General features: G+C 61.6%; 8 protein-coding genes. 6 read left to right on the forward strand and 2 right to left on the reverse strand.

Going from position 1 to position 9447, the window contains the following annotated elements:
- The 5 genes from fdhD to VFO93_RS02810 all read left to right on the forward strand — a co-directional run bounded on the left by fdhD (nt 1) and on the right by VFO93_RS02810 (nt 5695).
- Nucleotides 1–876, forward strand: a complete 876-nt coding sequence (gene fdhD / locus VFO93_RS02790; protein WP_325132795.1) for a formate dehydrogenase accessory sulfurtransferase FdhD — start codon at nt 1–3, stop codon at nt 874–876.
- Nucleotides 877–879: 3 nt separating this feature from the next.
- Nucleotides 880–1215, forward strand: a complete 336-nt coding sequence (locus VFO93_RS02795; protein ID WP_325132796.1) for a DUF7009 family protein — start codon at nt 880–882, stop codon at nt 1213–1215.
- A gap of 82 nt (nt 1216–1297) precedes the next feature.
- Nucleotides 1298–3859, forward strand: coding sequence for an FdhF/YdeP family oxidoreductase (locus tag VFO93_RS02800; RefSeq protein WP_325132797.1), 2562 nt, complete (start codon nt 1298–1300; stop codon nt 3857–3859).
- Nucleotides 3860–4107: 248 nt separating this feature from the next.
- A complete protein-coding gene (locus tag VFO93_RS02805; RefSeq protein ID WP_325132798.1) occupies nt 4108–5517 on the forward strand; it encodes an L-lactate MFS transporter in 1410 nt (469 codons plus the stop codon).
- Nucleotides 5518–5551: 34 nt separating this feature from the next.
- Nucleotides 5552–5695, forward strand: coding sequence for an MFS transporter small subunit (locus VFO93_RS02810; protein ID WP_198991485.1), 144 nt, complete (start codon nt 5552–5554; stop codon nt 5693–5695).
- Nucleotides 5696–5769: 74 nt separating this feature from the next.
- Here VFO93_RS02810 and VFO93_RS02815 read toward each other — a convergent pair whose 3' ends face one another.
- Entirely contained in the window at nt 5770–6597 is an 828-nt protein-coding gene (locus tag VFO93_RS02815) for an acyl-CoA desaturase (protein ID WP_325132799.1), read from the reverse strand.
- 245 nt (nt 6598–6842) lie between these two features.
- Nucleotides 6843–8051, reverse strand: a complete 1209-nt coding sequence (locus VFO93_RS02820) for a molybdopterin molybdotransferase MoeA (protein WP_325132800.1) — start codon at nt 8049–8051, stop codon at nt 6843–6845.
- 116 nt (nt 8052–8167) lie between these two features.
- Between VFO93_RS02820 and VFO93_RS02825 the strand changes: the two genes are divergently transcribed.
- On the forward strand, nt 8168–9340 hold the full coding sequence (locus VFO93_RS02825; protein ID WP_325132801.1) for an NTP transferase domain-containing protein: 1173 nt from the start codon (nt 8168–8170) through the stop codon (nt 9338–9340).
- Nucleotides 9341–9447 lie beyond the last annotated feature (107 nt).

The raw sequence follows: 9447 nt of genomic DNA on the forward strand, positions 1-9447 counted from the left end.
ATGCCGACGCTACCGCTCCAGCCCCCGCCCGCCGCCAGTGCCATCCGCACCACCGTGGCGCGCGTGGCCGGCGCCGCCACCACCCACGCCACCGACCTGCTGGCCGTGGAAGCGCCGCTGGAAATCAGCCTGCTGCACGGCCCCGCCACCCAGCGCCAAACGCGCAGCTTGGCCGTGACCATGCGCACGCCCGGCCACGATGCCGAGTTGGTAGCTGGCTTTCTACTGAGCGAAGGCATTATTCGCCAGCCGGCGGACATTCTGCACATCGAGCACCGCGCCGACCCTAGGCGGCCCGAGGAGCGTGGCAACGTGATACGCGCCGAACTAGCCCCCGATGTGGCCGTAGAACTCGACCGCTTGGAGCGGCACTTCTATACCACCTCTAGCTGCGGGGTGTGCGGCAAAACCAGTATTGCAGCCGTGCGCAACACCGCTTGCCCACTGCCGCCCGCCCTAGATAGCCCTAGGGTGCCCACCGCCCTTATCCACGCGCTGCCCGAGCGGCAGCGGGCGGCCCAGGCATTGTTTGAGCAAACGGGTGGCCTGCACGCCACGGCTCTGTTCTCGGCCGATGGCGAGTTGCTGCTGCTGCGCGAAGACGTGGGCCGCCACAATGCCTTTGACAAAGTGGTGGGCGCGTCGCTGCTGAGCGGGCAATTCCCCCTAGGGCAGCACGTAGTGCTGCTGAGTGGCCGCGCCAGCTTCGAGCTGGTGCAAAAGGCCGCGATGGCGGGCGTGGCCATCTTAGCTGCGGTGGGCGCGCCGAGTAGCCTGGCGGTGGAGGCGGCCGACGAGTTTGGCTTGACTTTGCTGGGCTTCGTGCGCAACGAGCGATTTAATATCTACACGCACAGCCAGCGTATAAGCCAGTGAGTTATGAAATTGAGACTAGAGGAAAACTCGCTGCGCCTGCGGCTGTCTGAAGCCGAGGTGGCGCAGTTTGCCCACACCGGGCGCGTAGCGTACACCATCACGTTTGGGCCGGCCGCCGGCCAAACGCTGGAATACGCGCTGGAAAAGCTACCCGCTACGGCAACGGCCGAGGCCGTGCAGCTACGTTATGCCGCCGGGGCGCTGGCCGTAGAAGTGCCCGCCGCACTGGCGCAGGAATGGACTAATACCGAAAAAAATGGTTTTTCGGCCCAAATCGTTGTCGCTGAAGGGCGCGAATTACGTATCCTAGTAGAAAAAGACTTGGATTGCCGGCATTAAGCTCCGTGGCGCAGGCTTTGCGGTGGCTAGCTGGTAGTTTCTATAGTAGTAATCATCCCACCCGTTTATACCCGATAGTAGTATGGAAGAGTCGCCCACCAACGACCCGAGCAAGGCCGGCAAGACCGAGCAGCAAGGCGCCGAGCAAAACTCCCCCCAAAGCGGCCAGCGCCCCGACCAGGGCGTGGCGCCCACCAACGACCATTATCGCCCCGACCCGCAAGTGGACCGCGACCAAACGCCTATTCCGGCCCCCGACGTGGCCGGGGCCAAGTACCACAACCCCGTACTGGCCCAGCCCACGGAAGAGCTGACGGGCCTCAAGCTCGAAAACCGCATGAAAATTGCGGCCGGTGTGGAGGCCGTGATGAAATCGATGCAGTTTAGCTGGGGCGAGGCGGGCATGACCCGCGGCACCCAGGTACTGCTGAAAATGAACCAGAAGGACGGCTTCGACTGCTCTTCTTGCGCCTGGCCCGACCCCGACGACCACCGCTCGGTAGCCGAGTTCTGCGAAAACGGCGCCAAGGCTAGCGCCTCCGATGCCGACGACCGCGCTTGCGGCCCCGAGGTATTTGCCAAGTACAGCCTGGCCGACCTGTCGCGCATGAGCGACCGCGACCAGAACAACCTAGGGCGCCTCACGCACCCCATGGTGAAGCGCCCCGGCGGCACGCACTACGAGCCCATCGAGTGGCCCGAAGCCTTTGACATCATTGGCCGCGAGTTGAACGCGCTAGAGTCGCCCGACGAGGCGGCGTTCTACACCTCAGGCAAGGTGCCCAATGAGCCGGCGTTCTTGTTTCAGCTGTTCGCCAAGCAGTTTGGTACCAACAACTTGCCCGACTGCTCCAACATGTGCCACGAGAGCAGCGGCGCGGCCCTCAGCCCGACCCTAGGGCTGGGCAAAGGCTCCGTGACGCTCAACGACATCTACGAAGCCGAGGTGATTCTCATTATCGGCCAAAACCCTGGCACCAACCATCCGCGGATGCTGTCGGCTTTGCAAAAAGCCAAGAAAAACGGGGCCAAGATTATCAGCGTTAACCCGTTGATTGAAGCTGGCCTCAACCACTTCAAGAATCCGCAGGACTTCATGAACCCCATTAAAGCCCTCGGGGTGCTGATGGGCGACGGCACGCCCATCACCGACCTCTACCTGCAAGTGCGGGTAGACGGCGACATGGGTTTGCTGCGCGGCATCATGAAGCACTTATTTGAGGCGGAGGACCGCAACCCCGGCCAGGTGGTTGACCACGCCTTTATTAAGGAGTACACCACGGGCTTCGAGTCGTTTGAGCAGAACATCCGCAACACCAAGTGGGAGGATATTGAGGAGCTAAGCGGCATCAACCGCGGCTTGCTACTGGAAGCGGCTAATATGCTGGCTACCAAAACGAAAATAATCACCTGCTGGGCCATGGGCGTGACGCAACAGCGCCAGGGCGTGCAAACTATTCAGGAGATTGTGAACCTGCACCTGATGAAGGGCGCCATTGGTAAGCCCGGCGCGGGTACTTGCCCGGTGCGCGGCCACTCCAACGTGCAGGGCGACCGCACGATGGGCGTGTGGGAGCAGCCCACCAAGGCGTTTCAGGACGCCCTGGGTAAGGAATTCAACTTCCAGCCGCCCTACGAGCACGGTTACGACACGGTGGAGGCCATCAAGCAGATGTACCACGGCAAGCTGAAGGTGTATTTCGGCCTAGGTGGCAATTTGCTGGCCGCCGGCCCCGATACCGAAGTCATCGCCGAAGGCATGCGCAAGCAAAACCTGACCGTGTACGTAGGCACCAAGCTCAACCGTGGCCACCTCACCACCGGCAAAACCAGCCTGCTGCTGCCCTGCTTCTCGCACGCCGACATCGACATGCAAAAGTCTGGCCACCAGATGACGAGCTGCGAAAACTCGATGGGTGTAGTAAGCCAGAATAAGGGCGTGCTGGTGCCCGTGCCCGGCCAGATAATGAGCGAGGTCGCCATTTTGGCGGGCGTGGCCATTGCTACGCTCGGCCCCGACCGCACCAACGTGGCCGACTGGGTAGCCATGACCGAAAACTACGATGTCATTCGCGACCACATTTCGCGGGTTATTCCGGGCTTCGAGAAGTTTAATGAGCAGCTGCGGCAGCCGGGTGGTTTCTACCTGCCCAATGGCCCCCGCGAGCGCAAGTTCACGACCAAGAATGGCATGGCGAACTTCACCACTACCGAGCTGGAGAAGTACAGCCTGGAGCCCGGCCAGCTCATCTTGATGACGGTGCGCAGCCACGACCAGTTCAACACGACCATCTATGACTACAACGACCGCTACCGGGGCATCCACGGCGAGCGCCGCGTTATTTTCATGAACAAAGAAGACATCGCCGAGCGTGGTCTAAAAGCCAAGCAGCCGGTCGATATCACGAGCCACTTCGAGGGGCAGCAGCGCACCGTAGAGAAGTTTTTGGTTATTCCTTACGACATTCCGAAGGGCAACGTCTCGGCTTACTTCCCCGAGGCTAACCCGCTGGTGCCCATTAGCAGCGTGGCCAAGGTGAGCAACACGCCCACCTCGAAATACGTGGTAGTGACGGTGGCGCCGGCCAAGGTCGAAAAAGCGCCGCAGGCCCAGAAGCAGCGGGCAGAAGCAGTGCCCGCCTAGGTATCGCTATTATTAAGAAAAAGCCCCTGGTAGTACGCCAGGGGCTTTTTCTTTCAAAAAACGCTTGCTGTGTGAGCGTAGCGAAGCAATCGTTTTAAGGCGCCAAACTGGGGCTAATGCAGGTAGCTATAGCAGATTAGCAAAATAATACTGCCGTTCGCTTGCGTCCTTACGTACTACTTCTACCTTGCGTCAAGCTAGGGCTTTACGCGCTGGCTATTCATGCTTACCTCTCTAAAATCCCACCTATGCCCAATTCTTCCGCTGGGCTGCTTGACCGCAGCCGCACCATTGCGCCGCCCGGCTACAACCGCTGGCTGGTACCGCCGGCCGCACTGGCCATTCACCTGGCCATTGGGCAGGCCTACGCGTTCAGCGTGTTTAACAAGCCCCTAGGGTCGCTCATCAGCGGCGACCCGGCCCATCCCGCGCCTACTGACTGGACGCCGGGCCAGATTGGCTGGACGTTCTCTATCGCCATTGTGCTGCTGGGCTTATCGGCCGCCATTTTTGGTAAGTGGCTCGAGCGCGTAGGGCCGCGCAAAGCCATGCTGGCCTCGGCGCTGTGCTTCGGGGGCGGGTTTTTAATTGCCTCGCTCGGCGTGCATTTGCACAATATCTGGCTGGTGTATTTCGGCTACGGTTTTGTGGGTGGCATTGGGCTGGGCATCGGCTACATCTCACCGGTGAGCACACTAATTAAGTGGTTCCCAGACCGCAAGGGCGTGGCTACGGGCATGGCCATCATGGGTTTTGGGGGCGGCGCCATGATAGGCTCGCCACTGGCCGTGGCGCTTATGAACCACTTTAAGGGCTCGGCACCGCAGGGCGTAGCGCCAACTTTTATTGTAATGGGTATCATTTATTTGCTCTTTATGCAGTGGGGCGTGTGGACCATCCGGGTGCCCGCCGACGACTGGAAGCCCGCCGGCTACGTACCCAGCGAGGAGCATAGTGCGCTTATCACTACCGGCAACGTATCGGCCGATAATGCCATCAAAACGCCGCAATTCTGGCTGCTGTGGGTAGTGCTGCTTTGCAACGTGACGGCCGGTATCGGCGTGCTCGAAACCGCCTCGCCGCTCATCCAGGAAACGTTCTCTGATGCTGCCATGGGGGCGGGCCGGGGCGTAACGGCCGCTGCTGCGGCGGGCTTCGTGGGGTTGCTGAGTTTGTTCAACCTGCTCGGTCGCTTCTTCTGGTCGTCGGCTTCAGACAAGCTAGGCCGCAAGCCAATATACCTTATCTACTTCGGCCTGGGCGTGGTGCTTTACTCGCTCATTCCAACGCTCGGACACAACCTCCAGCTCACGCTGTTCGTGGTAGTAGCCTGCGTGATTATCAGCATGTACGGCGGTGGTTTTTCCACCGCGCCGGCTTTCTTGTCCGACCTCTTTGGCAAGTACCAAGTGGGAGCCATCCATGGGCGTTTGCTCACGGCCTGGAGCACGGCAGGCGTCCTAGGTCCGCTCATCGTGCACAGCTTGTCGGAAGGCCGCAAGGCCGCTGGCTTCACCGGCGCGGCGGCGTACCAAACGGTATTTTACACCATGGCCGGCCTGCTGGCCGTGGGCTTCCTCGCTGACCTGGCCGTGACGGCCGTCAACGAGAAATACCAGGAGAAAGGCCCGGTTACCATCGAAGCGGGCGGCCACTAGGCTGCTGCTTATCACCTTTTAAGCTTGACTAGCGATGAATCCGAAACCAAATTCTACTGCCCCCGCTACCGAAGAGTCGGCCGGTGGCTCGACTATTCTGGCGTGGCTCTACGTGGGTATTCCACTGGCGTGGGGCGTTTCGCAAACGTTCATTAAAGCGCTGGCACTGTTTAAGTAAGCGCTTTGCAGCGAAAGTAAAAGCCCCGGCGCTCGGTGTGAGCGTCGGGGCTTTTTGTTTTAAGGCAGTGGTCGTTATTCTTGCCAGGGCCAGCGCCAGCGGTAGGCGCGGGCCTTAGCCTGCGGCTTTTGGGTAGGCGTTTGGCCTACCACTTGCACGTCCCAAATCAGACCTAGGGCGCGTAGGGTTGCAATCAAATACCAACCTAAGTCGAGTTCGTACCAGGCGGTGCTCATTTTAGCCGAGCTGGGGTGCGCGTGGTGATTGTTATGGAAGCCTTCGCCAAATGAGAGTGCACCCAGCACAAAGTTGTTGTAGCCGTGCTCGGTGGCATGGTCGATGTCGTAGCGGGCGTAGCCGTATTTGTGCGACACGAATCCCACAAACCAGTGCCCCAAGATGGTGACGCTGATGCGCAGGCACACGCATACTATCATAGTTTCAAAACCAAAAAAGCTCCAAATGAGAGCGGCTGCCCCCAGCACGTGCCAGTACCAGGTGCGCTCTAAAAATTGTAGCCACGGGTCGTACAGGTCTTCGGACGGAATGGCGTAGCGCGCCTCATCGGCGGGGCGCAGGGCCAGGTGCAGGTTCCAGCCGTAGTCGCGCCACATCGAGTGGTCGTAGCTGAAGTAGGCTGGGCAGTCGGGCCGATTTTGCCAGTAGTCGCGGAAGTAATGAACCCGCACCCACGACAATGGCCCGCCTAGGCCCGAATGCACAAAGCAATACGCCAAAAACCCACGCATGAGCCGCGAGCAGCGGTACGAGCGGTGAATAACGCCGCGATGCAGCCCAATGGAGTGGCCTAGCCCCACTGTAAAGACCGTGAGCGCCACCGAAGCCAAGCTACGTGGCAGCGAGAGCGACGACCAGCCCCAGACCAGTGCCGGAATTAGCATCAGGTAAAGCCAACTGGCTTTTAGCCAGCCAAACGCCAGCCTGTCGCCTGGAGCAACGCTGGCCGTAGGATTAAATAAGGGCATAGTTGGTGTATGCGTAGATAAGAAGCTGAATAATTAAGTCAGTGTGCTAAACACTGTCAAATATACAGTTCAGCCTATCTCGTCTATTACACTGTGCGCTTAGAAAATCAGTTAATTACGCTAAAAAAGCTGCCGGTTATCTGCCATTAGTATATGGGAGGCTATCCCCGATACGGCCACACTGGCCACGCCGTGCCCGCCGCAAAATGAGTAGCATCAGGCGCAAGCTCTAGCAAGCCATCAGCCGCCAGCAAGCCCGCTAGGTCGCCCGAGCCGGCGGTGGGTGCGGGGTGCGCCAGCAGGCGGCCATCGGGCGCGCTTTCGAGCCGCACAGCCAGAAAATAGGTAAGCGCTGGCTTGAATTCCACGGCCTCGGCCAACTCGGCGAAAACCAACGGCCTAGGGGCCGCCTGCTGGCACGCGCGCAGCCAGCCGCGCACGTAGCGGTAGTAGGCGGCGAACGTCGCCACCGGGTTGCCCGGCAGGGCAAACACCACCGCGCCGCCCGGCCGCTGCCCAAACCACAGCGGTTGCCCCGGCCGCTGCGCCACCCGGTGAAACAGCTCCGTAACATCTGACTCGCGCAGCGCCTGCGGCAAAAAGTCGGCCTTCCCCTTCGAAACGCCGCCGCTCAGTAGCACGGCGTCGTACTCGGCTAGTAGCGGCGGCAGGCTGGCTTTTAAGGTACCTAGGTCGTCGTCGAGGTGAAAAATGTCGCTCGTGGCTCCGTCTAGCGTCAGGGCTGCTTGCAGCATGTAGGCGTTGGAGCGCCGAATCTGGTGGGGGAGGGGCGCGTCGATTACGTCCACTATTTCATCGCCGGTGCTCACTACCGCTACCCTAGGGCGCCGGGCCACGGCCAGCGTAGCCGCGCCCACTGTGGCGGCCACCGCTATATCGGCGGGGCTGAGGACCAGGCCGGGAGCTAGGAGCAGGGTGCCCGCCGTTTGGTCGCTGCCTTGCGCGTGCACATTATGGCCCTGGCGGGGCGGTGCCACCCGCACGGTGGCCTGGCGGGTAGGGCTGTCCGTGAAGTCCATGTCCTCGTAGCGAATAACCGTGTCGGTGCCGGGCGGCAGGGCCGCACCGGTCATTATCTCAATGGCGGCTTGCGGGTTATGCAGCAGCTCAGGTACCGCGCCAGCTAGCTGCGTGCGCTCGATGGAGAAAGTAGTCTGGCCTGCTTCCAGCGCTGCAAAGCTGATGGCAATGCCGTCCATCGTCACGCGGTGGTAGGGCGGAAAGTCGCGGTCGGCAGTTATTTCCTGGCGCAATACGCGGCCTACGGCAGCGGCCAGCGGCACGGTTTCGGGGGGCAGGGGCCGGGCGGTGGCGAGAATCTGCTGGTAGGCGTCGGCGACGGAAATCATGGGCGAAGTAGCGCGAACGTAGTAGTTCGCGTAGGAGGACGGACTGAATGCAATGCGGGCGCACTGCCTGCTTGCATACGCGAACTACAAAGTTCGCGCTACGCTGTTACAGCCTTATGACTCCTCTGACTCCGCCCCGTACCAAGCACGCCGACCTCGCCCGACCCGACCTAGGCGATTTTGCCCGCCACGAGCTAGCCTTTCTGGGCGCGCCCTGCGGCGATATTCAGCGGCTCGCCGCTAGCCTCACGGCCGCGCTGGCGCCCGCCGGGCACCGCGTGGGCTATGTCGATGCCGACCACGCCAGCGGCGACGCCGACGAAGCCCAGACCCTGAGCCCGATGCTGCAAGCCGGCGCGGCCGTGGAAGTAACCGACAAAATCCACTTCCGCCGCCGCGACGAGCGCCGCGCGCTCGACCGCTTCTCACAGCCCGACCTGCTGGCCGGCACCAGCCTCGTGCTGGTGAACGGCAACCACTTCCGCGCCCGCCATCAAATCGTGCTCATCGACCCGCGCAAAACCCTAGCCCACAAGCTTGACAAGCTGACTGACGTGCAAGCCTTCGTATTCGCCGAAGGCGTAACCCAACTGCCTGACTACCTACAAGCGCACCTGCCGCACCACGCGCAGCTGCCACAGTTCGCACTGGCCGATGTGGCCGGCCTGGCCGCCTGGGTGCAGCAGTGGCTAGTGCGCCACCAGGCCCCGCTACGCGGCCTCGTGCTGGCCGGTGGCCTCAGCCAGCGCATGCAAACCGACAAAGGCCGCCTCCGCTATGGCCCCGAGGGCCGCGAGCAGCGCGAAGTAGCTGCCTCCCTGCTGGCTGAGGTTTGTCAGGATGTCTTCGTGTCGTGCCGCGCCGAGCAAGCGGCCGAGTTGCCCGCTGGCCTCCAGCCCTTGCCCGATGCTTTCCTAGGCCTAGGGCCGTTGGGCGGCATCTTATCGGCCTTCCGCCACGACCCCAACGCCGCTTGGCTGGTGCTGGCCTGCGACTTGCCTTTCTTGACCGCCGATGTGCTGCGCCAACTCGTGGCTGGCCGCCAACCCGCCCGCCTGGCCACCGCCTTCCAAAGTCCCGGCAGCGACTTTCCCGAGCCGCTCATCACCATTTTTGAGCCGCGCGCTTACCCTGAGCTGTTGCGTTTTTTGGGCCTAGGATATTCGTGTCCGCGCAAAATGCTCATCAACAGCGATGTGGAAGTATTACCCACGCCTGGCAGCGATGCGCTACGCAATGTAAATCCGCCCGCCGAGCGCGAGGCGGCGCAGCGGGAGCTGGCAGGCTAGTATACCTTTTTGCAATTGCCCGCCGCTCGTGTCACCCCACCCCCGGCCCCTCCCCTCCGGGAGGGGGGAGCCATACGTCAGCAGACGTTCGCTCGCGGTCGGCTCCC

This window comes from Hymenobacter sp. (assembly GCF_035709525.1).
Taxonomy (GTDB): Bacteria; Bacteroidota; Bacteroidia; order Cytophagales; family Hymenobacteraceae; genus Hymenobacter.

What these genes read in the sequence shown, in the direction of transcription:
- VFO93_RS02815 (WP_325132799.1), bottom strand. Translation starts at nt 6,597, where the DNA reads ATGCTAATTCCGGCACTGGTCTGGGGCTGGTCGTCGCTCTCGCTGCCA.
- VFO93_RS02825 (WP_325132801.1), top strand. Translation starts at nt 8,168, where the DNA reads ATGACTCCTCTGACTCCGCCCCGTACCAAGCACGCCGACCTCGCCCGA.
- fdhD (WP_325132795.1), top strand. Translation starts at nt 1, where the DNA reads ATGCCGACGCTACCGCTCCAGCCCCCGCCCGCCGCCAGTGCCATCCGC.
- VFO93_RS02800 (WP_325132797.1), top strand. Translation starts at nt 1,298, where the DNA reads ATGGAAGAGTCGCCCACCAACGACCCGAGCAAGGCCGGCAAGACCGAG.
- VFO93_RS02795 (WP_325132796.1), top strand. Translation starts at nt 880, where the DNA reads ATGAAATTGAGACTAGAGGAAAACTCGCTGCGCCTGCGGCTGTCTGAA.
- VFO93_RS02820 (WP_325132800.1), bottom strand. Translation starts at nt 8,051, where the DNA reads ATGATTTCCGTCGCCGACGCCTACCAGCAGATTCTCGCCACCGCCCGG.
- VFO93_RS02805 (WP_325132798.1), top strand. Translation starts at nt 4,108, where the DNA reads ATGCCCAATTCTTCCGCTGGGCTGCTTGACCGCAGCCGCACCATTGCG.
- VFO93_RS02810 (WP_198991485.1), top strand. Translation starts at nt 5,552, where the DNA reads ATGAATCCGAAACCAAATTCTACTGCCCCCGCTACCGAAGAGTCGGCC.